Genomic DNA, 26,214 nt, shown 5'->3' on the forward strand with positions numbered 1-26,214 from the left:
TTCTTTATATAAAAATTATTTGGTCTTTCTGCTCATCACCCAGTCTGAGCTGGTAAGGTTATAAATTTTCTGGATATCTTTTAATATTTTTTCAAAATCGATCTCAAGATCGATGATTTTTCCGGTTCTCAGATCGAAAACCCAACCGTGAACTACGGGATATTCCTCTAAAATATATCTTTCCTGTACACACGCCATTTTGATAACGTTAATGCACTGTTCCTGTACATTCAGCTCTACAAGCCTGTCGTAGCGTTTGTTTTCGTCTGTAATAGAATCCAGTTCAGCCTGATGCAGTCTGTATACATCACGGATGGTTCTTAACCATGGATTCAGCAATCCCAGATCCTGAGAAGTCATTGCTGCTTTTACACCTCCGCAGTTGTAATGTCCGCAAACAATAATGTCTTTTACTTTAAGGTGTTCCACGGCATATTGAATAACGGCTGTAGAACTCATATCCAGAGTATTCACCACATTGGCAATATTTCTGTGGACAAAAACTTCTCCCGGTTTGGCTCCCATCAGTTCTTCTGCAGTCGCGCGGCTGTCTGAACATCCGATGTAAAGATAATCCGGATGCTGGGTTTTGGCAAGATCATGAAAAAACTCAGGGTTTTCCGCAATTTTAGACTCTACCCATTTTCTGTTGTTTTCAAAAATAGCTTTGTACGACTGTGACATAAGAGCTTTTTAAAGGATTAATTATTTATTTGGTTTAAATTAATTTTAAAATCAATAGACCAAATCGATAATGATGCAAAAATATAATTTTTGGTCACATTCCAATTACTTTTAACAAAGTTTAATATTAAAATATGCTTAAAATCATAAAAGAGATCATTAATTTATGTTTTTTTATATGGTTGTAATAATTCTATGCTAAAATTACAAACAATTTGATGACGATAGCTAAAATATTTTTATTTATCAGATCTTATTATTAATATACCCTTCAGTTGCTTTTTCGGATTCATAAATTTTTGCCGGATTACCCATCACGACAGAATTTTCAGGGACATCAAAATTTACGTAGGCATTTGGCGCGATAAGGACATTGTTTCCAATGGTAATTCCTCCCACGATAACGGCATTGGTTCCAATCCACACTTCATCTCCAATGGCTGGAAATCCCTGATTTTTTCCGCGATTCTGCTGTCCGATGGTTACGCCTTGTGCAATATTACAGTTTTTCCCGATTTTAGTATTGGGATTAATCACAAGACTTCCCCAATGCCCTAGATAAAAACCTTCCCCGATTTCTGTTTCGGGATAGATCTGGAAGCCGTACTTAATCTGATAATGTCTTAAAACAAGTTTCCAGAAAATACTCAGCAACGGCGTTTTTAGATATTGCTGTGCTTTTCTTAAAACATAAATAAAATGAAGGTTCGGATTGATGCATTTTGCCCAGATCTGAAATGGAGAAAGCCATTTTCCGCTTTCCCGGTAAAAATCTTTCTGAAGAATGGAATAGTTTTCTGCCATACCACAAATGTAATAATTCTACAGGTTTAAATTTTTAATCAGTTACAATTCATCCACAATAGAAACAATTTTGCTTACGGAATTTTTCAGATTAAAAGGCATTTCATAATTCATAAGTCTTTCCGGATATTTGTTGAAAAACTCAGGTTCAGACAATGCTTTCTTCATTCCGTTATAAATTCCTTCTTCAGAATTTTCGACAATGAGACCCAGTTTACCATTATTTAGCATTTCGTTTGCTCCGGAAACTTCCGTAGAAATAATTTTCTTTTTCAGGGTAATGGCTTCAAAAAGAACAGTTGGAAAACCTTCATACCTCGAACTTAAAATATAAAAATCAGCATTTTTAAAATAAGGATAAGGATTGTCTGTAAATCCTAACATGGTTGCTGTTTCATCAATGCCAAGCTCGGATTTTAGTTTTTTAATGTTTTCGAAATCATACCCGTCGCCAACAATTAAAACTTTGTGCTGAAAACCTTCATCCAAAAGTTTTTTATGAACTTTCAGTAACCTGTCGAACCCTTTTTGTGGAAAAACAGTTCCTACGGATATAAATGTAGGAACATCCTGATCAAACTGATAGTTTAGAACTGGAAGGTCTGCTTTGGCGAGAAACTCTTCGGTGTCTAAAGGATTATAAATCTTTACAATTTTCTGTTTCTCCGTTTCATTTTTAGCTAAATCATGAAAAAGCTGCTTAATTTTTTCAGAAATCACCATGATTTTGTCAAAACCGAAAAACTTACGGATCTCATCATTGGTATAACCTTTCACCTGTGAAAGATCGTTATGAATCCAGACTATTTTTTTTGAACTTTTTAAAGGAGATCCTAAAATTTCATCCCGCATTCCGTGGATGGCAGCGAACTCTATGTCGTACTGCTTATTCTTTAATTTACCCTTATAAAGAAGATTCGGAAATTTTTTAAGAATCTTTTCATGGATTACCCGTGCTGCTTTTCTCGGAATTTCGTGAGGACGGTTCGTGGTAATCATTTCACCTTGATGAAGATGCAGAATATTGATCCAGCCGGGAACTTCAGGCAGATATTTTCCTGAATTCAGATTCAGCAGCAAATCAATCTCATACTTATCGGAAGGCAGGTTTTTCAAAAAAGTCACCAAAACTTTTTCTGCTCCGCCATGACGCAGAGAGCCTATACGGATAAGAATTTTCTTTTTTTCAGCCATTTATTTCTTTACGGGTTTGTAAACATGAGGAATGTTTTCTTTAATGTAAGCTTCAAGTTTTGCTCTTTCAGGTTCCAGTTCTCTCGGGTACATTACATTGTTTTCCAGTGCTTTATCTCCATATTGTTCCATCGTACAAATAAATTTTGCCGGAGTTCCGGCATAAACAGAATTGTCGGGCATACTTGAATTCAGTACGGAACCGGCTCCCAAAATACAATTGTCTCCCATCTGAGATCCGGGAAGAAAAATACAGTTGTTTCCTACAAAACAATTTTTCCCCAGCTTTATCCTTCCAAAATTTCTTGCATCCTGATATTTTTCCATACTTCGGATGACATACATTGCGCCGTCATGATTAATAAATTTGCAGCCCGCCGTAATTTTTGTTCTGTCGCCGATTTCAATTAAAAAAGGTTCTGAACCAAAATCAGGAGCTTCAACAAAAATTACATCTTTCCCCACCTTCAGTCCTCTCGCAACAGAAATTTTAATATAAATCTTCTGAATGATCTTTTGATAGGTGGTATGAATTTTCAGAATAAGACGGTAAAGGAAAATCATTGTTCTTTTTTTGCTAAATTAATAATGATATTTTCTACAGCATTAAAAATCTTCTGATTATCAAACTGTTCTTCAATATTGATGAGATTTTTCTTGATTTCGGCAATTAATTCGGGTTCTGTAAGAAATTTTTTCATGGATTCATACATCTCTTCCGTTTCATAATTGATGAGGTAGCCTGTCTTTCCGTGTTTTATCATTTCAGGAATTCCTCCTACGTTGGTTGAAATAATTGGTTTTTGAAGGATCAGACTGTCGGCAATAATCAGAGGCCAGCTTTCAGATTCGGATGGAAGGATGAAAAAATCTGCATTTTTTACATATGGATAAGGATTCATAGAAGATCCTAATAATTTAAAACTGTCCGTTACTCCAAGTTCTTCCGATTGTTTTTTCAGGTTATTCATTTCCTCGCCGTCGCCGATTATGATGATATGATGATCGAAATCATCCTTCAGTAATTTTGCGTGCGCTTCCATGAGTTTATGAAAACCTTTTCGGCTGTGAAGTCTCGCAACAGAAACGAAAACAGGTTTGTTTGGTAAGTCAGGTTTAAAAGCTAAAGCTTTCTGTTTTAATTCATCAATAGGAATCGCATTTAAGATAACCTGATTTTCGGGAATTTTAAGATCAGGATAGGTTTGAATTAAAATATCTTTCGTTTGCTGAGATCCAAAAATAAAATAGTCAAATTGAGGAATCTGCTTTAAAATTTCAGGAACCAAAGGCTGAAGTTTCGGCAAAGTAATATCGGAGTGAAACCAGCCTATTTTCTTTGATTTTTTATTAACAGAATGGAGAACCGCAGAAAAAGCAGCGTAAGTAGGAGCTATTTCTACATCATATTCATCATTAAGAATTTTCTGAGCGATGGAAGGATTTCTCAAAGCATTCTGAAGTCTTAATTTTCTTTTTGCTAATTGTAGTTTTTGGATAAGCGGATTTTTTGAAAGATCTTCTCTGCCTTCAGTAAGGTAAACTTTTCTTACATGAGTGGGAATTTCGTTTCTCAGCTCTCCCTGATTCATATTTAAACAGATCGTCATGTCGAATGTATCTTTGTTAAGATGATTCAACATACTTAAAACTACTTTTTCCACACCGCCCATTTCCATAGAACGATGCCTGAAAAGCACCTTTATTTTATTATTTTTCGTCATTAACTAAAGATTTGTTGAGCAAGTATGATCAGTTTCTTTTTTATTCTGAATGAAAGTGAATTCTGATATTCTAAAAGTCTGTAGATTTCCTGAGAACTGTTGTACTCTTTCGGGATTGCCTTTCCGTTTATGGAAGATAACTTTCTGCGTTTCATGGTGTTGAAAATGACTTTGGCAAAATATTCCCTCGATTTGGGGCGGTTGTCATTTTGAGAAATACCTCCGGAATGAAGCCTGTATAGGTAATTTGTTTCATTAATGAACTTTACTTTTCCTTTTTCATACATTTTCAGATACAAATCCTGATCTTCTGCAATTTTCATCACAGTATTCATCTTTTCTGTCTGGTTGTAAATCTCTTTTCTGAAACATACAAAATGCACGATATTTACGGGACAGTTAAAAAAGTACGGACTGTTATTAATAACCTGCTGAGCGATTTTTGGAACCTCCAGAATTTTCAGATTTTCATCACATTTTGCAAATTTACTGTAAGTAAGAACAACATTTCGTTGCTTTTGAAAAATTTTTATGCTTGAAGAGAGCGCATTCGGTGTAATAGCGTCATCAGGATCTACAAAGCCGCAAATATCACCTTCTGCCAGTTCAATCAGTTTGCTTTTTGTGATTCCTACACCGCTGTTTTCTTCATTTCTGTAAATTTTAAAACGTTCATCACTGCCGGTTAATTTTTTAATTACCTCCACGGAATCGTCTGTAGAAGCGTCATCCAGAATAATCGCTTCCCAGTTTTTGTAATCTTGTGCTATAATAGAATCATAGCATTCTTTAAAGAATTTTCCATTGTTGTAATTGGCAATCAGAACAGAAAACTTCATCTTATTGTGTTAATAAATTTTTACAAAGATAATTATATCCTAAAGATAACAGAAAAATCTTTATTTTTGTTGCTTAAATTTAACACAGTGAGCGAAATATCCAGAGTTCTCAAAACGTTTATAGCCTATCTTAAAAGACCCGATCTTTACCCTGAATTAGGACGTAAAATTGTAAAAAATACCGTAAACCGGGGAAATGCTTTTAAAGGAAAAGAAAAAACAAATTCCTGGGCTGCATCCAGAGCGGTTTCTCAAAAGCAGGCGGTTTCTCAGCTTTTCGGGATCGATATTGATCCTTTTCAGAAAGATTTCGCTGAAATTTTAAAAGATTCTGAAAGAAGACAGAATGAATGCCCGATTAAAATGGGAGGAGCAGGAGCTTTAGAACTGATTTATTATTCCTGCGAATTTACCCATGCTAAAAATGCAGTGGAAACCGGCGTTGCGTATGGATGGTCTTCTTTGGCAGCATTACTTTCCTTAACTAAGAGAAACGGAACATTATACAGTTCGGATATGCCTTATTTGGCGCAGGACGGCGATCAGTATGTGGGATGTATTGTTCCTGAAAATCTGAAATCTCACTGGAAATTATTCCGTTTTGCAGACAAAGAATCGTTACCGAAAATCTTTGTAGACAACGCATCTTTTGACGTTGTACATTATGATTCTGATAAGAGTTATAACGGAAGATTCTGGGCTTATAATGAGCTTTACAGGCACTTGAGAAAAGGCGGAGTTTTTATTAGCGATGATATTGGAGACAATTCTGCATATCAGGATTTCTGTGAAAAAAATAATATTGAAACTACGGTAGTAGAATACGAAGGAAAATACATTGGTGTTTTTGTTAAATAAAAACTTTTAAATGTATTTTTGATTCGTGAAAATTAGTCAGATTACGTTTACAAGATTTTTAGCCGCAATAGCAATTGTAATTTTTCATTATGGTGAAGGCGTTTTCGTTTATAAAATAAAATATATATCGGAGATTTTTGCTAAGGCGAATATCGGAGTAAGTTATTTTTTTATTCTTTCGGGATTTATAATGATCGTTGCTTATCATTCCAAAGAAAAAATAAATTATATTGATTTTTACCGCAACAGGGTCGCAAGAATTTATCCACTTTATGTAGTTGGATTGCTTCTCTATTTGTTGATTCGGTCTCAGGAAACTGCTTTTTTCCCGATTATTGCATATTTGTCTGGTGTCCAGAGCTGGCTTTCCGGTAAAGCTTTAATTTTAAATTTTCCGGGATGGTCGATTTCGGTAGAATTTTTCTTTTATCTGATCTTTCCTTTTCTATACAATTATATTTATGCCAAAAAGAATAAATCGATTTGGATCATTGCCATTATAATCTGGATTGCCACTCAGATTTTTTGCAACTATTTTATGTTTTCCGGATTGTATGAAGGAAGATTTTCCAAAAGTCATGATTTTATTTCATACTTTCCGTTATTGCATATTAACGAATTTTTAATCGGAAACCTTGCAGGAATATTTTTTGTTAAAAATTTTAAACAGAAAAACTATGACTGGGCGATATTTCTGGTTTTCAGTTTAATATTATTTTCCCTGCTGTTTGTACCTCTATATTATCATGATGGATTAATGGCTGTATTTTTTGTTCCGCTGATTGTTTTAATCTCTCTGAATAATGGTTTTTTAACCAGAATAATGTCTATAAAGCCGTTAGAATATATGGGAGAAATCAGCTATGCCATCTACATTGTTCACATTCCTGTTCTGTTTATTTTAAGGTCGTTTTTGTGGGATTATTTCAGAATCTATGATAGAAGTATCATCTTTTGGATCTATATTCCTGTTTTAATAATTATTTCAGGCATTTTTTATCAATTGATAGAAAAACCCTGCAGAGATTATTTAAAGAAGATAAAATTCGGATAAAAATATTTACTTTTGTTAAACATAAATGAATAAATTATGACAGAAATGCTGTTCCCTTTTCCTATTTTCGTTCCTGATAATAGCTGTTTATCAATATATTCTGCATAAGTTTTTCTTAAAATCTTCAATTTAAAAGAATACTATGCTATTTAATTCTATTGGTTTTCTAATTTTTCTGCCAATCGTTTTTATACTTTATTGGTTTGTTTTTAATAAAAAGTACCAACATCAGAATGTACTTGTTCTGGTAGCAAGCTTCTATTTCTATGCCTGTTGGGACTGGAGATTTCTTTTTCTGCTGATGTTTTCTATTGGGCTGGATTTTGTTTCCGGTATTATGATCGAAAAAAGCAAAAGCAAAAAAGAATCCACATTTTGGTTAGCACTCAGTATTATTATAAATCTGGGCTTTTTAGGTTTTTTCAAATATTATAATTTTTTTATAGAAAGTTTTTCAGAACTTTTTGGAAGTTTTGGTTTCCACATCAATATCTGGCTGTTAAAAATAGTCCTTCCTGTTGGAATTTCTTTTTATACGTTTCACGGTCTTTCTTATGTGATTGATATTTATAAAAAGAGAATTTCTGCGGAGCGGAATTTTATAGATTATGCTGTTTTTGTAAGTTATTTCCCTTTATTGGTAGCGGGACCTATTGAAAGAGCAACCCACCTTTTGCCACAGATTCAGAGAAAAAGGACATTTAATTATGAACAAGCTGCAGACGGAATGCGGCAAATTCTCTGGGGCTTTTTTAAGAAAATGGTTATTGCAGACAATTGTGCGCCTCTGGTAAATGAAATTTTCGCACATTATCACACCGAAAGTGCCAGTAATCTGGTTTTGGGAGCCATACTTTTTGCTTTTCAGATTTATGGTGATTTTTCGGGGTATTCTGATATTGCTCTTGGAGTTTCCAGACTTTTTGGAATAGAGCTTCTGAAGAATTTTGCTTTCCCTTACTTTTCAAGAGATATTGCAGAATTCTGGAGAAGGTGGCATATTTCTCTTTCTTCATGGTTCAGAGATTATCTTTATATTCCTTTAGGAGGGAGCAAGGGCGGACTGATAATGAAGATCCGCAATACTTTCATCATTTTTTTAGTCTCGGGTTTCTGGCATGGAGCTAACTGGACATTTATCATCTGGGGCGGATTGAATGCTTTGTATTTTATGCCTCTTTTACTGATGGATAAAAACAGGCAAAATCTTGAAGTTGTTGCCATGGATAAATTTTTACCTTCTATCAGGGAGATTTTTCAGATTTTAATTACCTTTTCTCTTACCTGTTTTACATGGATTTTTTTCCGCGCGGCATCTGTTTTTGAGGCTGTTTCTTATATTGGGAAAATTTTTAATAAGACGATTTTTTCAGTTCCTCCTCATTTTCCATATAAAGTAATGGCTCTTATTGGAATAATGCTTATTGTTGAATGGCTCAACAGAAGCCGCTTTCACGGTTTGGAAATTGAAAGATTTCATCCGTGGCTGAGAAGAGCTATGTACGCAGTGATTATTTTTATCATTTTCCGGTATGCTAATTTCGGGAATAATGAATTTATTTATTTTCAGTTTTAGTATGAAAAAATTTTTGTTCAAATTATCATTTTATCTGGTAGGCTGTGCTGTCGTTTTGGCTGTTCTCGGCTCTTTCGCAGATGGAAATACAGACGATAATTATATGCATTTCGCAGTAGAAAAGCCTGAAAATATTATTCTGGGAGATTCCAGAGGTTCTCAGGCTGTTCAGCCGGATATTTTAGAAGGTAAGCTTCATAAAAAGTTTGATAATTTCGCCATCAATGTCGTTCAGTCACCTTACGGAAAAGTTTATCTGGAAGCTCTAAAAAGAAAAATTAAACCGAATACAAAAAATGGCGTTTTTATACTGACTGTTGATCCCTGGAATTTATCTGTCAATAAATCATTTGATGAGTCTAAAGATTTTCCGGAAAAAGAAAATTCTCCATTAGGAAATATGTACAGCTATGATATGTCGCCTAATTACGAATATCTTTTAAAGAATTATCCAAGAAGCTGGTTTAAAATTTTTAGCGAAAGAGAAGAATCGGGAAGATCCAATACTTTTTTACATAAAAATGGATGGCTTGAAGTAAATGTAAGCATGGAAAAAGATTCTGTACAAAAAAGAGCAGAAGCCAAGCTGAAATTTTACAAAGAAGATCTTGCTAAAACACAGAAAATATCTGCAAAAAGAATTCAGGCACTGGAAGATATGATTACATTTCTAAAAGATAAAGGAAGTGTATATCTTGTAAGAATCCCTGCTTCGGGTGAAATTATGAATGTTGAAAACAGATATAGTCCTGATTTCAGTCAACGTATAGAAACTATTTCAAAAAGATATCATGTAGTGTACTTTGATTTTTCTTCAAAAGCTGAAGATTATATTTATACAGACGCAAACCATATGTACAAAGAATCCGGAAAAGTTTTTACCTCACAAATTGCGGATTCTATACTTTCGAATACAAAGCAGTTAAAATAAATATTCTCTGAAATTAATATTGTAAAGCCCAGAGCGGATACTTCTGTAATCTGTAAAAAGATATTTAATGATCATTCCCCATTTTTTCAGAGTGGGAGTCAGAGCAATTTCGTAGCTTCTGTGCATTCTTTTGATGTGTAATTTTACGTCTTCAGGAATAGTTTTTTCATTCCGTGCCCAATCGTTCACTTCTTTCCACAGCAGAACCCGCGTGATGGCAGGATTTACTTTTTTAGAATCTACAGCCGTAATTCTGTTGCTTTCATGAACGCCTCTCATGGCTATTGCTTGATCCAGAATTCCGGGATAAAGATCAAGATAATAAGACAGTCTGAACAAAAATTCTGTATCCTGATGAAGCCTTAAATGCGTTTTGAAAAAAGGATTGAGCTTTCTGACCATAGATTCTCTCCTGATCGTTAAACAATCGATACTGAAAAGCCCAAAGCTTCCTCTCATATTGAGCTGACCCGGAAAAACATCTCTGGGATCGTGCTTCTTATAAACGGTAGTTAAATTATCCTTAAAAAGGCTATAGTACTGTTCTTTTGCTTTTTCAGAATAGTAATGAACTCCTAAAGCACCGTAAACACCTTCTACTTTTGGATCTTTAAATAGTTCTTTTTCGGCGTCAAAACGGTTCGGCAGATAATAATCATCTGCATCCAGAAAAGCAATAAAATCTCCTGTTGCTTTTTCCAGACCTAAGTTTCTTGTTTTTCCTGCTCCGTGATTTCCTTTGTCGGGATGCTGAAACAGCTTTACCCGATCATATTTTTCAGCCAGTTTTTTACAGATTTCTAAGGCATTATCCGGAGATTGGTCTTCAATTAAAATAACCTCATATACTTCCTCAAACTGAAGAGCGGATTCCACAGCTTGGGTTACATATTTTTCGGCATTGTAAACGGGAGTTATGACGGAGATTTTCAATTTAGCTCTATGTTAATTGGTTTTATAATCCAGTTGTCCTGGAATACATTTGAAAAGTCACTTTTCTGAATGACTTTATTATGCACTCTGCTGTATATTTCAAATTTATTATCATTGAAAAAGTTGAAAAGATCATCAGGAGTGTAAGAGCCTTCTTCCGAAATCCATTGTCTGTCATATTCCAGAAAAATAACAGGTCTGTTTTTCAGAATGATTTCTTTATTTCCAAGAATTACAACAGCTTCATACCCTTCAACATCTATTTTCATGAGATGAAAATGAATTTCTCCAATTGTGTTTTCCAGTGTATCTGTTTTTACGGTTATTTTATTGGTATGCTCATTAGCTCTGTCTATAAAAGAACTTGCTCCGGCATGATCCTCAATAAAATTGAATTCCTTGGTTTCCTTTCTATTACTTATTCCTAAATTAAAAGTTTTTATGTTCTTAATATTATTTTTCGCAATACTTCTGTTAAACTGTTGATATACTTTGGGAATAGGCTCGAAGGCATATATTTCTTTGCAGTACGAGCTTAATATTAAACTGTGCTGACCGATGTTCGAACCTATGTCCAGCATTATTTTGCCTTTATCCAGCTCATTGTACATATCGTCGATAATGTCTTTTTCATAAATACCATTTTTAAAGATCATCATGTCAACAAATCCGAATTGTCTGTTTAGAATTATTTTGGTTTCTTTTTCTCTATATTTTATGGTATATGTGGTAACGCTGTCGAGGTAAGAGATATTGAGTTTTCTTTTAACAAAATTGAAAACTCCTTCTTTAAATAGGACATTACTAAATTTTTTTACTGTATTCATGTTTATAATTTTATCGGATAAATTTTATGCTTCTGTGTTCCGCCTGTAAATATATAAGTTTTTTCTTTTCGATGCTTTTATTAAGGCGTTTTACCAGAGCTTGCGGAGTGAGATAGTCGCTATAATAATCTAAAACATTTTTTCTCATTGCAGCAATTTCGTGTTCCTGTAAAGTGAAAATTTCCTGCTCAAGAATCTGTTCTAAATGATTAAGGTTTTCGAATATAATGGCATTCATTTTATGCTGAAGATTAGGATACATTACCTCAGCATATTCTTTTTGTATAAGAGGAATGGTGCCAACTGACATTGCTTCAATCACGTTATGACAAAGCGGCATTACGACTCCGGGACAACATAAATAAAAGTTGAAATAGGAGAGTAGTTCCCGGATATCCTCCATTTTTATGGGATAATTTTCCTTGATCGCGAAAACATATTTTTCATCTAAATTCTCATTTGAAGAGACGATATCATTTTTACCATGAATAGAAACAAAGTTCTCTTTTTTCTGAAAAAAATCTAAAAGCGCAACTCGTGTTTCCACTGTAAAAGCAGTTCTTTTGATATCCAAATAAGCTTTAGCATCAAAATTTCCATAGCAGAAAATGGAGTTAAATCTCTTTCTTTCTGTATCAATTTTATGATTCCAGATCTCTTGATTGTACATAAAAGGATGAAAGCTCATAGGAACATGAAAAGCATTTTCATCAGTATTATTATGTTCGAAATAAGTGGAAAAATAATCAGGACTGAACATTTTATCATTTATTTCAATACAATTTTCAGGAAGATCTTTTTTGTGAATGCTTAAAAAGTTTTTTTCCCGGACAATAAGTCCCAAATAGCGGTCTTTATTTCTTAAATTTCTGAATCTTGCAAAATTCATGGGATACACAATATGATATCCTGAAAGCTGGTAGAATTTAACTAGTAAATAAAAAAAGCGATGATAAAGATTCGGATTTTCAAAATTGATTAGCAATGTTTTATCGTTCTTTGGCGGATTGTAAAACTTTAATTTCACATAAGCCAGAGAATCGCTCACAAGTCTTTTGATCTGGTTAATTCTTTTATTCATCATGAGGATTGTTTAAAGCGTGAAACCGATATCTTGTTTTCAGAAATTCAGGATATTGCAGTGCTGTAACCAAAAATGAAAGCCATTTTTTTAATCCCTTCTGATTCGCTATTTTAAAACTGAAATAGTCCAAAGCTATTTTTTTTGTATATTCTTTTTCTAAAGAATTCGCTTTACTCCATAAATAAACAGACTCATTGTAGAGTAAGCTGTTTTTGTAAAATTTTGAAGAATAAGGTTTTATCTTGGTAATTCTGTTATCATCATGTATTCCTCTTATAGCAACAGCCTGATCGATAATTCCGGATTTTAAATAACATAGATATGCCAGTTTAAGGTTGAAATCAGAATCCTGATGTACTCGGAGATTTACATTAAAACGAAGATGAACTTTGTCTAAAGCAGATTTTCTTACTGTTAAAGCATTCAGATGAAAAAAAGAGCCAAATGTTTTTGAAGTTAAGCCCAACAAACCTCTGAAAACATCTCTTCCTTCCGCAGGATAATTTACGGTGGTAAGATTAGATTCTTTAAATTTCTGCTGAAATTCCTGTTTGCCTTTTTCCGTTATGTATTCCACGCCAATTGCTCCAAAAACACCATCGATTTTAGAATCTTTGAAAATTTCTTTTTCCGCATCAAAACGGTGGGGAAGATAATAATCATCTGCATCCAAAAAAGCAATAAAATCGCCGGTTGATTTTTCAATTCCTAAATTTCTTGTCGCTCCGGCTCCATGATTTCCTTCATCGTGATGTCGGAATAATTTAATTCTGGAATTTTCTGAGGTTAGCTTTTTACAAATTTCTAAAGAATTGTCAGTAGAACAATCCTCTGCCAAAATAATTTCTTTTACCTCATCAAATTGCAGAGCAGATTCTACGGATTTTCTCAAAAACCCGGAAGCGTTATAAACGGGGATGATCACAGAAATATTCAGGTTCATTCTTTTATTTCTAAAATGATACTTTCTTGATAAGATCGAGCAAATTCCTCCGGAATATCGAAGGATTCCTGGCTTTCCGCTTCATTAACATGACGTCCTTCGATCGCAATTTTTTCCGTAGCTTTTCTCAAAAACCAGATGTATTCAATATCAATATGTCCGATATCGATTGCCCAATAATTGTCTTTAGCCAGATCGTAAGCCAAAATGGTTGCTGTAGGACCTAAAGCTGCCAAGATAAGTCTGTCTTTTCCCAGTTGTGCTGCTGCTTCAAAAATTTTATCATAACATCTGAATGCATTCTTTTCGGGACAGATAATCCTTTTAAGAGAAGCTGCATTGTCAAACAGATCATTTCCTACTCCCAATCGGGAATATTTTCCCTCAATAATCAGGATGTCTTTTTTATCCCATATCTTTTTGAGAGATTTAATGATGTCTAAATTCCTTTTTTCAGATTTATCTTCATAACCGAGATAAAATCTTGTAATGAATGAATTTCCGTAGGTTTTGTTTTTATCTAAAAAAGGAGAAACTCTGGAACCGTAATTGTTAATGAATTTTTTCCACCAATATTTTGTAATAATATCAAAAGAATGTACTGACGCAAGCGGTTCAGGAAGACATACCAAGTGATTTTTGAGATCTGAAGCAATCACTTCGCACATTTTTTTCCGGATTCTTTCGCTGTTTTCCTGAAATTCCAGTTCGTACTGCGGAAGCATCAATCTGAATTCTCCATCTCCAAACCTGCTTACGGAAAGTTTGTTTTTAATAATATCATCAATAGTATCTTTTATATTCAGAATACGGAAAGACGGAAAGTCTGCACGAAGCTTTCGGGTATTAAAAAGCCACTGATAATAATAGAAACGGGAAGTAATTCTTTTTTTCAGACTCATGATTACAAATATTTTTCGTTGTTATGAGCCCAAAGAGCCAGTTGCAGAAGACACCAGTGTTTATAATCTTTGGTCAGTAAATTCTGAGTCGCCTTAAAATCGATGTAATTAAAAATTTTCTGATTGGGATTTTTTAACAGTTCATCGGAAAAGCGAAGAAGGCTGTCTTCTGTAAACCAGTTTTTAACATTCATCCCGAATCCCTGTTTATGTCTTTTTCTAATGGTTTCCGTCCAGTAAGAACCCATCGCTTCGCGAAGGATAATTTTATCGTTATCGTTACTAAGTTTAAGATTTTCCGGAAGCTGAATGCAGAATTCTGCGAAATCCAGATCAAGAAACGGTGTTCTTACTTCTAAAGAATTTGCCATTGCCATTCTGTCGGATTTTACCATCATATTCGAAGGCACAAAATCCTCGATATCCAATCGCATGATATCATTTAATGAATCCGGATCCGGAATAAAGCTGTAAGGCTGCTCATAATCTGAATGCAGTCCTAAAGCCTGTCTTTCTTGCTTTGAGAAAGCCCTTCTTACATAGTTTTGGTGGAAGTCGAGAATATTTTTGTTTTCAATATTCTGTTGACTGATAAAAGAAATTGGCTTTAATTTCTGATACAGTTTTAATCCAAACTGGGCAATAATATTTTTGTAACTGAAATGATTTCTCAGTTTATTTTCAATGGTATAGAAGTTATAGCCGCCGAATAATTCATCTCCTACATCTCCAGAAAGGACAACGGTAAGATTTTTACGCGCATTTCTGCAAATTTCAAAATGTGGAATGGAAGAATAATCCGCAAAAGGTTCATCGAAAAAAGGAGAAGTTTTTAAAAGAGCCGTTACGAGATCTTCCTTTTTTTCGTGAACTTCAATATGATTGGTATTGTATTTATCGGCTATTTCTTTGGCATATTTCAGTTCGCTGTCTTCATGATCATAACCAAAGCTGATGGTTGTCTGTTTCGGTAAAAATTCGGCAACAAGTCCTACAATAGAAGAAGAATCTAAACCGCCACTCAGAAAACTACCTACTTCAACATCGGCTACCAACTGTTTTTTAACAGCATTTTTTAAAAGATAAGTAAATTCATCTTTAGCATCCAATAAACTGATGATTCTGTCTTTTTTGGGAAGACTGTAATATCTTGAAACGGATATTTTGCCGTCTTTCCAGATCAACTGATGAGCAGGAGGAAGCGCATGAATGTTTTCGTAAATACTTTGGTATGTACTTACATAACCATGCTGAAGGTAATGAGAAAGCGCCAGATTGCTTACTTTTGGACGGATAAGCCCTGAAGCGAGGATTGCTTTGATTTCTGAGGCAAAAATAAATTCATTATTGTTCCCGATAGCATAATAGAAAGGTTTTTCCCCAAAACGGTCTCTGGCGCAGAACAGTTCCTGCTTTTCGTTGTCCCAAATGGCAAAAGCAAACATTCCCGGAAGATCGTGGATGAGGTTTTCTTTTTTCCTCTGATACATGGCAAAAATTACCTCCGTATCTGAACTTCCTCGATAAGGATATTCTGGATAATGTGTCTTAATATCCTGATAACCGTAGATTTCTCCGTTAAGTACGATGCATTCGTTTTTTGTAGAGGAAAACATGGGTTGTTTTCCGTTTTCAGAAAGATCAATAATAGAAAGTCTGCGATGTCCTAAAGCTGCATTTTCGTAAAATTCAAAATGAGAAGAATCCGGACCGCGATGCGCAATGGCATCGGTCATTTTTTTCAGTTCTTCCTGATAATTTCTGGCGTTGTTGGTAATGATTCCCGCTATTCCGCACATACCTTTTAATTTTAATTGATCTTACTTATTTTTCGCAGTAGAAAATGTCTTCATCAGGATTAAGACCAAATTTCTTATATTTTTCCGAAATATTTATTCTTTTTACTTTAAAACCAACACTTTCCAGCCTTGTAACATAATCCTGCCCATAAATTCTCACATGGTCGAACTGCCCGAATAATTCTTCTCTTTTATTTCGGTTGGTAATGGTAAAGTCTTCATGAGTTTGTTGGTTGTTTTTTGAAATAGGAACCTGCAAAAGAGCATGACCTCCCGGTTTTAAGACTCTGTGAAGTTCCTTCATTGCTTTTGTATCTTCCGGAATATGTTCCAAAACGTGGTTGCAGATGGCAAGATCAAAATGATCATCTTCATAAGGAATATCCATCACATTCATGTTTTTTACATGACTTGGATAATCATAACCTTTGGTAAATAAATCTCCGCAGATGTATTCTTTTACATTTGATTTTAAAAATATATTGGAAAGCTTCGGTTCCGGAGCGATGTGGAGAATGCTGAAATTTTTGTTGTCTGTAACTTTCAGTTCTTCAATTAAAAATGCATATAAAAGTCTCTCTCGGTCTCTTGAATGGCATTTGTAGCAACCTGCAGCGCGTCTTCCGCCGCCAATTACCTGTTTATCTCTCAGGACTTTAAGGTCATGTCCTACCACTTCCAGATCTTTAGAGTCGTAACCGCAATAGGGACAGTGATAGGTGGAACCTGAATGGGAAAGTAGTTTTATTTTGTTTGCAATTTTATTTATCATTTTAAGTATTTTTAAATATTGAATATGGATTTACAGATTCAGAAATGAGGGGGCTTTCTTGGCTACCGTATTTCTGAGTTCTGTTAATTTTTTCTCTTCAAAAACGATCTTTTTATATTTTGTAGCTAATTTCTGATAATGATTTTTCTTCCCGAGAAACATATTTTTTAGCATACTTTGTTTGAGTGCTTTTTTCTCTGCCTTCAGAGAATCCGGAATAGAGGGATTCATGATATTGGTTTCTATTCTGAGGTCTTCGTATTTTGTATAATCAACCTTAGACAGAGACTGTTTTCCGTCATGTACCACTTTGCTCTCAGGAACAAGTAACGTTTTCTTTTTGTGGAATAAAATGCGGTTTACATATTCTAAATCTTCGCCGTAATGAAAAAAATAAGGGTTGAATCCTCCTACCACGTCAATGGTTTCTTTGGGTAAAAACCAATGAGCAGCATTGATGAAGCTTATTTCGTAAAAGGGCTGTAAAGTCTGGAAATAGAGATCAGAGATCAGTCTTGTTTCAAAATTATGGGCAATGTATTTATCAAGAAAAATATCCAGTTTCTTTCCGGTTCCGTCGATATGCATCGGGCTCAGTATGCCTATTTCTTTTTTGTCAGGATGAAGATTGTAAACATGAAGGAGCTTTTCCAGACTGTCACTAAAAATCCATGCATCCTGATTCATCAGATAAAAAAAATCGGCTCCCTTTTGATAGGCTTGTTCGATTCCGATATTATTTGCTTTACCGAATCCTAAATTTTTTTCGGACTGAATCAATTCAACTTCGGGAAAATTGGACGTAATAAATTTTTGTGTGCCGTCTGTAGAACCATTGTCTACCACAATACAGTGAACAGGAACAGAAGACTGCCTTAAGCTGGTAAAGCATTTTTCTGCCCATTTCATGGCATTGTAGGTTACAATAATAAAATAAATTTTAGGCATTTGTGTTCTCTTCTAAATATATTTGTCAGCTAAATTTTTTAAATAATTTTCAGCATCTGTTCCTTTAAAGAAATCGTTGACCGATTCATCAAAATCAACTTTATAAAAGTCTCCTTCATCCGATTCCTGATAATTCGCTTCTTTTTGAAGCTTATTCCGGATGGCTTCTACAATTTCCTTTAAATCATAATAATACGGATAGGCAAAGTTAATGGTTTGGTTATTAACATTTGTACAGTTTGATTCTAAAAATTTCGTAATATCATCAATATCCAGCAATAATCTTCTGGCTTTTTGGTGTAGCATGAAGTGATTCCCCTGTATAATCTGACTTTTAAGGAAATTGAAAAGAGTATTGGGATTTCCGCCATTGCCAACAATATTACCGATTCTCAGGATGATATAGTTTTTACAGCGCTGTTTTATAAAATTTTCAATCTCCAGCTTATGAAGAACATATGGACTTTGCTGTTTGGAAAGATCATTCACGCTTAAAGTAGAAAAATAAAAAAGCTTATTTTCCTTATGTTGTATAATGCTGTTTTTTAGAAGAGAAAATTCTCTTTCAAACTCCGAGCTTCTTGTTTCGAGGGAATTTGAAACTCCGGAAGCAAAGTAAAGATGCTCTTCGGTATCGATATTTTTTAGTGATTTGGCAATGAGTCCGTTTCCTATGATCATTATGCTTTTATTTGCTAGCCTCTGAAAATTTTATTAAACACCCTTTTTGCTAAAGATGTTTTTGGGGAAAGATGCTGTTTTTTTCTCTGCTCATTCTCATTCCACGCATTTGTGTCTTTGTGGGAGTCTTTTCTCTGTACAAAAAGAGTATTGTGATTTTCTTTGAAAGCAATTGCTTCAGATTCAGGTCTGCCGTTGGAATAATAATATAATGCCAATGATTTACGGCTTCTTTCTTCAGGACAGTTCATAGGATCCGGGTGCCCATGATAAGAATTTGATGTTGTTGAAAACATTGCCAATGTATTGAATTTAGGAGCAATTTTTGTTTCACATTTTGTCATATCTTGATTCCATAATTCAAAATGACCTCCGTATTCATCCTTCCATTCTTTATTAAGATATACTAAAACATTAACTCTTCTGTCTAATCCGGTAGTAGGATTTTTATTAAAATCGGCATGAACTTTTAAAAGTCCTCCTCTTTTTATTTCATGAAGTCCCCCTCCGGAAAAATAGGGATCACCGTATAAAATTTCATTTATTCCAGTAACCTTATTTACAAAATTTAAAAAAGGTTCCGAATTTAGAAAATACATTAATTCTCTTGTTTTTGGGCCAAAAGATTTTTCACCTTTACCTGCAAATTTTTTCTGTAAAGGATCATTAAAGCTGATTGCATCTTGTTTTGATAAGTCCGGAAATTCGCTCAAAACCTCTTCTAATAGCTCAGGATTAAAAAAGTTTTCAAATGAAATACTTGGAAAAGGAATCCCGTTTTTATATTTTTCAGAATTTTCTTCTGCAAATTTTAACAAGTCTTGATTGTGGGAGTTTAAAAATTTATTCATTATAGTGGTTTTTATGATTTTTATTGATATCTGAAGAATATAGTATGTAATTGAAATATTTTTTTAAAATTACATAATGACCAGCAATAGTTAAATATTTAAAAGGATAAAATTTAAGAGTTTGTAATATTGTTTTTTTTGTTATTGGATAATACATAAAATAACGGGTTAAAAAACCTAGAAAAGCATTTAATTCGGTCTTCGACTTTTTTTTATGAAATTTAGATCCTAACGTTTGTCTTATTTTTATATTTGTATCAAACCATTCTTTATTTAAGTTTCCCATTGAAAAATGCTCAATTAAGATATCATTAACGACATAGTTTTGTAGCTTTTTAGAGATGCGTAGACTTATATCTAAATCGTAACCGTGAAATCCTCCTAAATCTTCGTTGAATTTATAGTTTCTAAAAACACTTCTTTTTACAGCTAAAAATACTCCGTCTACACCAAAAACTTCATTCATGTTTTTTTTTGTCGTCTGAGTATGTCTGGGAATGGGATTTTCTTTCGTGCTTTCAAGTATATTGGTTTCCTGATATTCTTCTGATACAGTCCAGCTTGAAGGCGCGGTAGGAACATATGATGATCCTGATATACCTATAATTCCAACACCAGGTTTGTTTAAATGTTTTATTAATCTTTCTCCCCAGTTATGAGTATGAAATACAACATCTTCATGAATAAAAAGAAGATTTTCAAATCTAGATTTTTCTTCTCCAGAGTTGTAAGCCTCCATAATGCTCATCAAATTCGGGTTCCATATCTGGATAATTTCATATAGGAAACCTTCTCCGATCGTTTCACGTATGTTTTCAGTGAGCTGATCAAAGTAGTGTTTCTGATAGGATGAAATGATGATGGAGAGCATTCTAAGAGAACTTTATAATTAGTTTAAATAATATTCTGTTGATGAAATTTTTATTTACTTTTTCGTTATAAAAATCTAAGTTATTTTTTAAATTTACCTGTTGCTCAAAGTTTTCAATAGCATTTTTATTTTTTGGCAGGTATTTTTTAAGATGCTTTTTATAAATGTAGTTTAGAGAGAAGTCTATTTTATTTTTATCCTGATTAATTGCAATATCCATAGATTCTTCTTTTCTTCTATAAAAAAAGCCTAAGTAATCCAAACATAACACTTTTTTGCTCCCATCCAATATAGACAGCCAAAAGTCCCAATCTTCTTTTCCGTAGATCAAATGAATGTCATACCCATTTACGATTTTCCAATCTTCTTTTTTAAAAAATGCGGAACAGAATATTAAGTTTTCTACCAGTAAATGTTGATATTGGTAGCTTGGTAATTTCCATGGATGATTTACTTTATCAAAAAACTCAGCTTTACAATAGATTACGGTATATGCGTCATTAAATTTTTGTGAAGCCAGTTCCAAATACTGATTTCCGATTTTATCATCGGAATCTAACGGAAGAATCCATTTTCCTTTTGCTATTTCAATTCCTGCATTTCTCGCTGAAGAAAGACCTCCGTTTTCCTTATATAGATAAGTAAAGCGATTATCTTTTTCTATCCATTTTTTAGATACTGCTTCTGTATGATCCGGTGAACCATCGTTAACGATAATACATTCCCAATCCTGAAAAGTCTGATCCAGAACCGATTGCAGACATTCATCAAGATATTCTGCCTGATTGTAACACGGAACAATGATGGAAATTATAGGAATCATTTTAGATAATTTTATTCAAAAGCTTATAAAGAGGTCTCGGAATTTTATTTTTTAAAGCAAAATTAAGCCTTTTAAGGTGATAGGGATAATTGTTATATGCCTGAAGATATTCCTGAGAAAATTTTTCTCCATTAAGATACAGTTTTTGTGTTTTGCTGTTAATCTTTTGTTTTACGGCTCCATCTTCATCAAAAAGCATTTGAAGCAAAAGGGTTTCCTTTTCAATTCTTTCTTTTGCTAATGATGAAATGTTGGTTGTATGAGTTCTATAATAAGCTAATTTTTCTGGAATATATGCAATATAATATAAAGCGTTAATTTTTAGCCATCTGAAATAATCTTCAATTAATAAATCCGATTTATATTTGCCTGTTTCAACTAAGACATCTTTTCGCATTAAAACAGTAAGAGCAGCAATTCGGTTATTTTTAATTAATTCTTTTCGAAATAAATCTTTATCAATATTTCCTAATGTATTGTAATCGGCAAGATCTTCAGTAATTTCAGATTTTTCATTTACAAAATAAGTGTCTGTGAATGCCATTCCGTACTCATCTCCCAGTCGTTCAAGCTCTTTAACAGATTTTTCAATGGCTTCAGGGTGAAGATAATCGTCTGCAGCAATCACTTTTACAAATTTCCCTTTTACGGATTCCATACATTCATTCAGCATTGTTGCCAGACCTGTATTTTTTTGATGAAAATTTTTTTCAGCAGGATAATTATTTTCACTAAGCCAGTTCTCAAAAACTTTTACGGAATTGTCTTTTGAAGCATCATCAGCTACAATAAGCTGTATATTTTTATAGGTCTGATTTTTTATGCTATCAAGATTTTCCTCAATATATTTTGAATGATTATAGGAAACAACAATAATTGTTACTAAAGGATTTTCCATTAGAACGCATTTATTATATCTACCAATCTGAAGACTTCGTTATCCGTCATTACAGGAGAGATAGGTAAGCTTAATACTTCACGATGAATTTTCTCTGTTATTGGCAACTGCAGATGTTTCATCCCGGAATAAGCTTCCTGATGATGAGGTGGGATTGGATAATGAATTAAAGTCTGTATTTCATTTTCATTAAGATATTCCTGAAGTTCATCTCTCTTTTCGGTTCTGATTACAAAAAGATGATAAACATGACTGTTTTTTTCAATTTTATGATGAGGCAGTATAATTGCCGGATTTGCTATTTCGGCAAGATAGCGATTGGCAATCTCTTTTCTTCTGTTGTTTTCCGCATCTAAATATTTAAGTTTTACAGAAAGCACAGCCGCCTGAATTTCGTCTAATCTTGAATTATAGCCTTGATACTGATTAACATATTTTTTTTGAGAACCATAGTTGGCTAAAGCTCTGATGCATTTTGCAAGGGTTTCATCCTGACAAGAAACCGCTCCTCCATCGCCTAAAGCACCTAGGTTTTTTCCGGGATAAAAGCTGAATCCTGCTGCATCGCCTAAAGTTCCTGATTTTTTTTCCTTCCAGACAGCTCCGATAGCCTGTGCATTATCTTCTACAATTTTCAGATTGTATTTCTCGGCAAGAGTTTTTACATCTTCGGAGAAAACTATGCTTCCGTATAAATGAACCAAAAGGATAGCTTTGGTTTTAGAAGAGATTTTTTCTTCTATTTTATGAATATCAATATTATATGTTTCAATATCAGGTTCTACCAAAACCGGAACCAGTTTGTTGTCTGTGATCGCAAGAAGTGATGCAATGTATGTATTCGCTGGAACCAAAACTTCATCTCCTTCCTTCATCACTCCTAATTCTATATATGCACGAAAAATCAGTCTTAAAGCGTCCAGACCATTGGCAACTCCTATTGCATGAGGAACATTGCAATAGGCAGAAAGCTGTTCTTCAAAGGTTTTTACTTTCTCTCCTAGCAAATACCATCCGGAACGGAAAGTTTCTAATAAAGCTTCCTCAATTTCCTGTTGATGAGAAAGATTTATTTTTTGTAAGTCCAGAAATTTAATCATTGTTATTTTTCTTTAAAAATTTTGCGGGATTTCCCACCCATATTTCATTATCGGGAATGTTTTTTGTTACCACACTTCCGGCTCCTACAAGAGAATTTTCCCCGATCGTTATTCCTGCTAATAGGGTTGCATTTGCTCCAATGGAAGCACCCTTTTTTACCAGAGTTTTTATAAGTTTAAATTCTTTATTTTTAGATTTTGGAAAGAGATCATTCGTAAAAGTTACATTGGGACCAATAAAAACATGGTCTTCAAGGGTAACCCCATCCCAGATCTGTACACCGGGTTTTATGGTAACATGGTCCCCAATTATAACTTCATTTTCTATGAGTACCTGACAGTTTATGTTACAGTCTTTGCCAATAACGGCATTTTTCAGCACTACACAAAATTGCCATATTGTAGTACCTTCACCTATATTTTGAGTTTGTACGTCAGCTAAAGAATGTATCACCTGTTATAATTTTTAAATTCTTCAAAATCCCTAAAATAGTCTTTCTCATCATACAATTCTGAAGCAAGACATAGCAAAACGGCACTATGACTAAATTTTATATCTCTCCAGATCAGTTTTGGAATATATAATCCCTTAGAAGGTGTATCCAATATAAAAGTTTCTTTATTTCCTTCCATATCTAATGTATTAAACTCTATAGTTCCGGAAACCGCAAAGATGATCTGCTGAAGCTCTTTATGTGCATGTCCTCCACGAATAACGTCCTGTGGCGTGTAGTACGTCCAGTAGACTCTTTTTATTTCAAAAGGAACATTTTTTTGCTCTTCAGCTACTGTAATATATCCTAAATCCTGAGAACCTATTTTAGAAAATTCTATGATATGTGGAGGCATAATTTTATTGTTTTGTTAATCTTTTTTTGTTCCTTCAATTCCATAGGAACTTTGGACTTTTTTTCCTTCATCGTCAATAGAGTAAATAATGATTTTCTCATCTCCTTTTTCTATAATAACCTCAAAAGGCACAATATTTACTACCGTTATCTTTTCAGGAAAATTAAGACGAAGAGTATATCCCTCAGTAAATTTCTGATTTAAATAATCGACACTAATATTTATAGTTGGATTAGAATTATCTGTTGAAACTCTGTTTAATGTTGTTCCAACTAATTTTGTACTTAAAGGACTGATACCGTTTCTGAAAAGTTTATGCTCTAAAGCGTATCTAAACATATTTTCTTCAAGCGTTATAGGATTATGGTATGGTACTTTTTCTAAAACGGATAATAAATATTTGGTATTATAAACAGTTCCGTCTACAGAAAAAGGATAAGACCAGTGCGTAATGTTCTTATCTGTATAATAATCCCATTGGTAATAGCTACTTTTTTTTTCAATATAATTTGGAAACCCATCTATGTTATCACCAACATACATTCTGTAAGAAGTTGTATTAGGGTTTTCTCTAAATACGGAAATAACATCATTATCTAAAATAACATCATCATAAAATACTCCGTCATCAGTATTAAACATGACAAAATCATGTTTGGTTTTTTTTAATAAGTTTTGTAGAAGACCTTTAAAGTTATCTCCCTTTTTGTTTTTTAGATTTTTTTCCAGAAAAAAATTAAAATTCTTTTTACTGTTAAAAGTTTTTAAAAAAGAAATATCAAACCAAACTTCCTTTCTTTCAACAAAGCTAATATTAGGATATGTCTTATATTTTTCTATTAATTTTTTATAACCTAAATGATGATCGCCTGTTGTATGATATAGAATAACGGTGCTGTAATCAGGTATCTTCAGCCTGTTTAGAATGGTGAATAGAAGATAGTCTACCTGCATTGCACGATTGTATGAAAAAATGATATTTAAAAGCATAAATATTTAATTAAGACCGTTAAACTAAATTTTTTTTACATTTGAAATTATATTGGGGAAAATAACACCCGGCGATTTTCTTATATCGCCGAATTGATTTCGAATTCCATTAATCTCAAAACCAAACGATTCTGTTTTCAGTGCAATCTCAGAACGATTGATTCCCCAGAACATTTCAAAATAATAAGAATCTTCATTAAGAATGTTAGGCTGAATTTCAAATACAAGCGAATAATCACCTGTTTCGCCATTTTCACTTATAATAAATCCATTACTCAGAATTGTTACTTCATGAGAATTTCTTAAATAAAAAGAAAGATCCAATGTGGAGTTTTGAACTTTACTCGAAAAAATAATTTCAAATTTAGCTCCAGAATTAATATTTAATACATTGCCATGTATCGGCTCAACGGTGTAAGATAATACTTTAATTTTGTCATTCTCTATTTTAAAATCATGTTCTGATGCATTATAATAAGAAAGATGTCCACTTCTTTTTTGGTATTCAATAATACATTTGTCTTTATCTCCCTGCATCAAAACAGTACCTTTATCTAATAAGATTGCGCTGTTGCATAATTCATTAATAGCTGCCATGTTGTGACTTACAAAAAGAACGGTTCTTCCTTCACCTTTCGTAACATCGCCCATTTTTCCAAGGCATTTTTTCTGAAATTCAACATCGCCTACTGCAAGAACTTCATCTACAATTAAGACTTCAGATTCAAGGTGAGCAGCAACGGCAAATGCCAATCGCACATACATTCCTGAAGAATATCTTTTGACGGGAGTATCTATATATCTTTCAACTCCCGAAAAATCAACTATCTCATCAAATTTTCGTGTGATTTCTTTTCTTGTCATCCCAAGAATCGCTCCGTTAAGGTAAACGTTTTCCCGACCAGTCATTTCCGGATGAAAACCTGTGCCTACCTCCAGAAGAGAGGCAATTCTGCCATTGGTGTAAATTTTTCCGGTTGTGGGTTTTGTGACTTTACTTAAAAGTTTAAGAAGAGTGGACTTTCCGGCTCCATTTCTTCCGATGATTCCTACGGCATCACCCTGTTCAATTTCAAAATTAATATCACGTAGAGACCATACATAATCAGATTTTCCTTTTGCGGTTCTGTCATTTGCCTCACCAATTTTTAAATAAGGATCTTCCTTCCCTCTTACTTTATGCCAAAAACGGTTAAGGTCATGAGATAGAGTTCCTGTTCCGACTTGTCCGAGACGGTATTGTTTTGATATATTTTCTGCTTTTAGAGCGAGCATATTT

The 26,214-nt window shown here is 33.7% G+C and carries 28 protein-coding genes; 4 read left to right on the forward strand and 24 right to left on the reverse strand.

The window, feature by feature from the left end; genetic code table 11:
* Positions 1-15: 15 nt before the first annotated feature.
* The 6 genes from H6W52_RS07350 to H6W52_RS07375 form a co-directional block, all read right to left on the reverse strand.
* Entirely contained in the window at positions 16-684 is a 669-nt protein-coding gene (locus H6W52_RS07350; RefSeq protein WP_116097318.1) for a carbonic anhydrase, read from the reverse strand.
* A gap of 246 nt (positions 685-930) precedes the next feature.
* Positions 931-1,488 carry a serine acetyltransferase gene (locus tag H6W52_RS07355; protein ID WP_116097320.1) on the reverse strand — a complete coding sequence of 186 codons (558 nt, stop codon included), beginning with the start codon at positions 1,486-1,488 and terminating at the stop codon, positions 931-933.
* 42 nt (positions 1,489-1,530) lie between these two features.
* Entirely contained in the window at positions 1,531-2,682 is a 1,152-nt protein-coding gene (locus H6W52_RS07360) for a glycosyltransferase (RefSeq protein WP_116097322.1), read from the reverse strand.
* On the reverse strand, positions 2,683-3,246 hold the full coding sequence (locus H6W52_RS07365; RefSeq protein ID WP_116097324.1) for an acyltransferase: 564 nt from the start codon (positions 3,244-3,246) through the stop codon (positions 2,683-2,685). It abuts the gene before it with no gap.
* On the reverse strand, positions 3,243-4,406 hold the full coding sequence (locus H6W52_RS07370; RefSeq protein ID WP_116097326.1) for a glycosyltransferase: 1,164 nt from the start codon (positions 4,404-4,406) through the stop codon (positions 3,243-3,245). Before H6W52_RS07370 ends, H6W52_RS07365 begins: the two co-directional genes overlap by 4 nt.
* The gene (locus H6W52_RS07375; RefSeq protein ID WP_116097328.1) at positions 4,406-5,245 is read right to left on the reverse strand and encodes a glycosyltransferase family 2 protein; all 840 of its coding nucleotides are present in this window, start codon (positions 5,243-5,245) and stop codon (positions 4,406-4,408) included. Before H6W52_RS07375 ends, H6W52_RS07370 begins: the two co-directional genes overlap by 1 nt.
* Before the next feature lie 87 nt (positions 5,246-5,332).
* Here H6W52_RS07375 and H6W52_RS07380 point away from each other — a divergent pair, with 87 nt between their 5' ends.
* From H6W52_RS07380 to H6W52_RS07395, 4 genes are all read left to right on the forward strand, one after another.
* Positions 5,333-6,103, forward strand: a complete 771-nt coding sequence (locus H6W52_RS07380; protein ID WP_116097420.1) for a class I SAM-dependent methyltransferase — start codon at positions 5,333-5,335, stop codon at positions 6,101-6,103.
* Between the two features lie 25 nt (positions 6,104-6,128).
* On the forward strand, positions 6,129-7,157 hold the full coding sequence (locus tag H6W52_RS07385) for an acyltransferase family protein (RefSeq protein ID WP_116097330.1): 1,029 nt from the start codon (positions 6,129-6,131) through the stop codon (positions 7,155-7,157).
* A 142-nt stretch (positions 7,158-7,299) separates the two neighbouring features.
* Entirely contained in the window at positions 7,300-8,733 is a 1,434-nt protein-coding gene (locus H6W52_RS07390) for an MBOAT family O-acyltransferase (protein WP_116097332.1), read from the forward strand.
* A 1-nt stretch (position 8,734) separates the two neighbouring features.
* Positions 8,735-9,664: a hypothetical protein gene (locus H6W52_RS07395; protein ID WP_228457543.1), complete on the forward strand. Its 930-nt coding sequence runs from the start codon at positions 8,735-8,737 to the stop codon at positions 9,662-9,664.
* On the opposite strand, the gene H6W52_RS07400 is transcribed toward H6W52_RS07395, so the two are convergent.
* Genes H6W52_RS07400 through H6W52_RS07485 form a run of 18 tightly spaced genes read right to left on the reverse strand, consistent with a single transcriptional unit; the run spans position 9,656 to position 26,210 of the window.
* Positions 9,656-10,597, reverse strand: a complete 942-nt coding sequence (locus tag H6W52_RS07400; protein WP_116097336.1) for a glycosyltransferase — start codon at positions 10,595-10,597, stop codon at positions 9,656-9,658. The two genes, H6W52_RS07395 and H6W52_RS07400, sit on opposite strands and share 9 nt — an antisense overlap.
* Positions 10,594-11,424: an FkbM family methyltransferase gene (locus H6W52_RS07405; protein ID WP_116097338.1), complete on the reverse strand. Its 831-nt coding sequence runs from the start codon at positions 11,422-11,424 to the stop codon at positions 10,594-10,596. The genes H6W52_RS07400 and H6W52_RS07405 overlap by 4 nt, the downstream gene beginning before the upstream one ends.
* Positions 11,425-11,434: 10 nt before the next feature.
* A complete protein-coding gene (locus tag H6W52_RS07410) occupies positions 11,435-12,508 on the reverse strand; it encodes a hypothetical protein (protein WP_123891946.1) in 1,074 nt (357 codons plus the stop codon).
* Complete coding sequence (locus tag H6W52_RS07415; RefSeq protein ID WP_116097342.1) at positions 12,498-13,451, reverse strand: glycosyltransferase family 2 protein; 954 nt, start codon at positions 13,449-13,451, stop codon at positions 12,498-12,500. The genes H6W52_RS07410 and H6W52_RS07415 overlap by 11 nt, the downstream gene beginning before the upstream one ends.
* The gene (locus H6W52_RS07420) at positions 13,448-14,353 is read right to left on the reverse strand and encodes a GT-D fold domain-containing glycosyltransferase (protein ID WP_116097344.1); all 906 of its coding nucleotides are present in this window, start codon (positions 14,351-14,353) and stop codon (positions 13,448-13,450) included. Before H6W52_RS07420 ends, H6W52_RS07415 begins: the two co-directional genes overlap by 4 nt.
* Positions 14,354-14,355: 2 nt before the next feature.
* Positions 14,356-16,152: an asparagine synthase (glutamine-hydrolyzing) gene (gene asnB, locus H6W52_RS07425; protein WP_116097346.1), complete on the reverse strand. Its 1,797-nt coding sequence runs from the start codon at positions 16,150-16,152 to the stop codon at positions 14,356-14,358.
* 25 nt (positions 16,153-16,177) lie between these two features.
* Entirely contained in the window at positions 16,178-16,924 is a 747-nt protein-coding gene (locus H6W52_RS07430) for a class I SAM-dependent methyltransferase (RefSeq protein ID WP_116097348.1), read from the reverse strand.
* A 30-nt stretch (positions 16,925-16,954) separates the two neighbouring features.
* Entirely contained in the window at positions 16,955-17,872 is a 918-nt protein-coding gene (locus tag H6W52_RS07435) for a glycosyltransferase family 2 protein (protein ID WP_116097350.1), read from the reverse strand.
* 12 nt (positions 17,873-17,884) lie between these two features.
* Entirely contained in the window at positions 17,885-18,553 is a 669-nt protein-coding gene (locus H6W52_RS07440) for an NAD(P)-dependent oxidoreductase (RefSeq protein ID WP_116097352.1), read from the reverse strand.
* Between the two features lie 14 nt (positions 18,554-18,567).
* On the reverse strand, positions 18,568-19,404 hold the full coding sequence (locus H6W52_RS07445) for a 2OG-Fe(II) oxygenase (RefSeq protein ID WP_185216624.1): 837 nt from the start codon (positions 19,402-19,404) through the stop codon (positions 18,568-18,570).
* Entirely contained in the window at positions 19,397-20,275 is an 879-nt protein-coding gene (locus tag H6W52_RS07450; protein ID WP_087708757.1) for a glycosyltransferase, read from the reverse strand. Before H6W52_RS07450 ends, H6W52_RS07445 begins: the two co-directional genes overlap by 8 nt.
* A gap of 1 nt (position 20,276) precedes the next feature.
* Positions 20,277-21,098, reverse strand: coding sequence for a glycosyltransferase family 2 protein (locus H6W52_RS07455; RefSeq protein WP_116097356.1), 822 nt, complete (start codon positions 21,096-21,098; stop codon positions 20,277-20,279).
* Position 21,099: 1 nt separating this feature from the next.
* The gene (locus H6W52_RS07460; RefSeq protein WP_116097358.1) at positions 21,100-21,996 is read right to left on the reverse strand and encodes a glycosyltransferase family 2 protein; all 897 of its coding nucleotides are present in this window, start codon (positions 21,994-21,996) and stop codon (positions 21,100-21,102) included.
* Positions 21,996-23,096, reverse strand: coding sequence for a DegT/DnrJ/EryC1/StrS family aminotransferase (locus H6W52_RS07465; protein ID WP_116097360.1), 1,101 nt, complete (start codon positions 23,094-23,096; stop codon positions 21,996-21,998). The genes H6W52_RS07460 and H6W52_RS07465 overlap by 1 nt, the downstream gene beginning before the upstream one ends.
* Positions 23,089-23,550 carry an acyltransferase gene (locus H6W52_RS21375; RefSeq protein WP_116097362.1) on the reverse strand — a complete coding sequence of 154 codons (462 nt, stop codon included), beginning with the start codon at positions 23,548-23,550 and terminating at the stop codon, positions 23,089-23,091. Before H6W52_RS21375 ends, H6W52_RS07465 begins: the two co-directional genes overlap by 8 nt.
* On the reverse strand, positions 23,547-23,945 hold the full coding sequence (locus H6W52_RS07475; protein ID WP_116097364.1) for a sugar 3,4-ketoisomerase: 399 nt from the start codon (positions 23,943-23,945) through the stop codon (positions 23,547-23,549). The genes H6W52_RS21375 and H6W52_RS07475 overlap by 4 nt, the downstream gene beginning before the upstream one ends.
* 15 nt (positions 23,946-23,960) lie before the next feature.
* Positions 23,961-24,899: a hypothetical protein gene (locus H6W52_RS07480; RefSeq protein ID WP_116097366.1), complete on the reverse strand. Its 939-nt coding sequence runs from the start codon at positions 24,897-24,899 to the stop codon at positions 23,961-23,963.
* Positions 24,900-24,959: 60 nt separating this feature from the next.
* On the reverse strand, positions 24,960-26,210 hold the full coding sequence (locus tag H6W52_RS07485) for an ABC transporter ATP-binding protein (RefSeq protein WP_116097368.1): 1,251 nt from the start codon (positions 26,208-26,210) through the stop codon (positions 24,960-24,962).
* Between the last annotated feature and the right edge of the window lie 4 nt (positions 26,211-26,214).

The organism is Chryseobacterium sp. C2(2020) (genome assembly GCF_014218915.1).
GTDB classification, from domain to species: domain Bacteria; phylum Bacteroidota; class Bacteroidia; order Flavobacteriales; family Weeksellaceae; genus Chryseobacterium; species Chryseobacterium mucoviscidosis.

What these genes read in the sequence shown, in the direction of transcription:
- H6W52_RS07365 (WP_116097324.1), bottom strand. Translation starts at nt 3,246, where the DNA reads ATGATTTTCCTTTACCGTCTTATTCTGAAAATTCATACCACCTATCAA.
- H6W52_RS07430 (WP_116097348.1), bottom strand. Translation starts at nt 16,924, where the DNA reads ATGATAAATAAAATTGCAAACAAAATAAAACTACTTTCCCATTCAGGT.
- H6W52_RS07485 (WP_116097368.1), bottom strand. Translation starts at nt 26,210, where the DNA reads ATGCTCGCTCTAAAAGCAGAAAATATATCAAAACAATACCGTCTCGGA.
- H6W52_RS07460 (WP_116097358.1), bottom strand. Translation starts at nt 21,996, where the DNA reads ATGGAAAATCCTTTAGTAACAATTATTGTTGTTTCCTATAATCATTCA.
- H6W52_RS07360 (WP_116097322.1), bottom strand. Translation starts at nt 2,682, where the DNA reads ATGGCTGAAAAAAAGAAAATTCTTATCCGTATAGGCTCTCTGCGTCAT.
- H6W52_RS07415 (WP_116097342.1), bottom strand. Translation starts at nt 13,451, where the DNA reads ATGAACCTGAATATTTCTGTGATCATCCCCGTTTATAACGCTTCCGGG.
- asnB (WP_116097346.1), bottom strand. Translation starts at nt 16,152, where the DNA reads ATGTGCGGAATAGCGGGAATCATTACCAACAACGCCAGAAATTATCAG.
- H6W52_RS07465 (WP_116097360.1), bottom strand. Translation starts at nt 23,096, where the DNA reads ATGATTAAATTTCTGGACTTACAAAAAATAAATCTTTCTCATCAACAG.
- H6W52_RS07450 (WP_087708757.1), bottom strand. Translation starts at nt 20,275, where the DNA reads ATGCTCTCCATCATCATTTCATCCTATCAGAAACACTACTTTGATCAG.
- H6W52_RS07410 (WP_123891946.1), bottom strand. Translation starts at nt 12,508, where the DNA reads ATGATGAATAAAAGAATTAACCAGATCAAAAGACTTGTGAGCGATTCT.
- H6W52_RS07370 (WP_116097326.1), bottom strand. Translation starts at nt 4,406, where the DNA reads ATGACGAAAAATAATAAAATAAAGGTGCTTTTCAGGCATCGTTCTATG.
- H6W52_RS07435 (WP_116097350.1), bottom strand. Translation starts at nt 17,872, where the DNA reads ATGCCTAAAATTTATTTTATTATTGTAACCTACAATGCCATGAAATGG.
- H6W52_RS07455 (WP_116097356.1), bottom strand. Translation starts at nt 21,098, where the DNA reads ATGATTCCTATAATTTCCATCATTGTTCCGTGTTACAATCAGGCAGAA.
- H6W52_RS07390 (WP_116097332.1), top strand. Translation starts at nt 7,300, where the DNA reads ATGCTATTTAATTCTATTGGTTTTCTAATTTTTCTGCCAATCGTTTTT.
- H6W52_RS07375 (WP_116097328.1), bottom strand. Translation starts at nt 5,245, where the DNA reads ATGAAGTTTTCTGTTCTGATTGCCAATTACAACAATGGAAAATTCTTT.
- H6W52_RS07350 (WP_116097318.1), bottom strand. Translation starts at nt 684, where the DNA reads ATGTCACAGTCGTACAAAGCTATTTTTGAAAACAACAGAAAATGGGTA.
- H6W52_RS07440 (WP_116097352.1), bottom strand. Translation starts at nt 18,553, where the DNA reads ATGATCATAGGAAACGGACTCATTGCCAAATCACTAAAAAATATCGAT.
- H6W52_RS07355 (WP_116097320.1), bottom strand. Translation starts at nt 1,488, where the DNA reads ATGGCAGAAAACTATTCCATTCTTCAGAAAGATTTTTACCGGGAAAGC.
- H6W52_RS07405 (WP_116097338.1), bottom strand. Translation starts at nt 11,424, where the DNA reads ATGAATACAGTAAAAAAATTTAGTAATGTCCTATTTAAAGAAGGAGTT.
- H6W52_RS07480 (WP_116097366.1), bottom strand. Translation starts at nt 24,899, where the DNA reads ATGCAGGTAGACTATCTTCTATTCACCATTCTAAACAGGCTGAAGATA.
- H6W52_RS07445 (WP_185216624.1), bottom strand. Translation starts at nt 19,404, where the DNA reads ATGAATAAATTTTTAAACTCCCACAATCAAGACTTGTTAAAATTTGCA.
- H6W52_RS07395 (WP_228457543.1), top strand. Translation starts at nt 8,735, where the DNA reads ATGAAAAAATTTTTGTTCAAATTATCATTTTATCTGGTAGGCTGTGCT.
- H6W52_RS07475 (WP_116097364.1), bottom strand. Translation starts at nt 23,945, where the DNA reads ATGCCTCCACATATCATAGAATTTTCTAAAATAGGTTCTCAGGATTTA.
- H6W52_RS07420 (WP_116097344.1), bottom strand. Translation starts at nt 14,353, where the DNA reads ATGAGTCTGAAAAAAAGAATTACTTCCCGTTTCTATTATTATCAGTGG.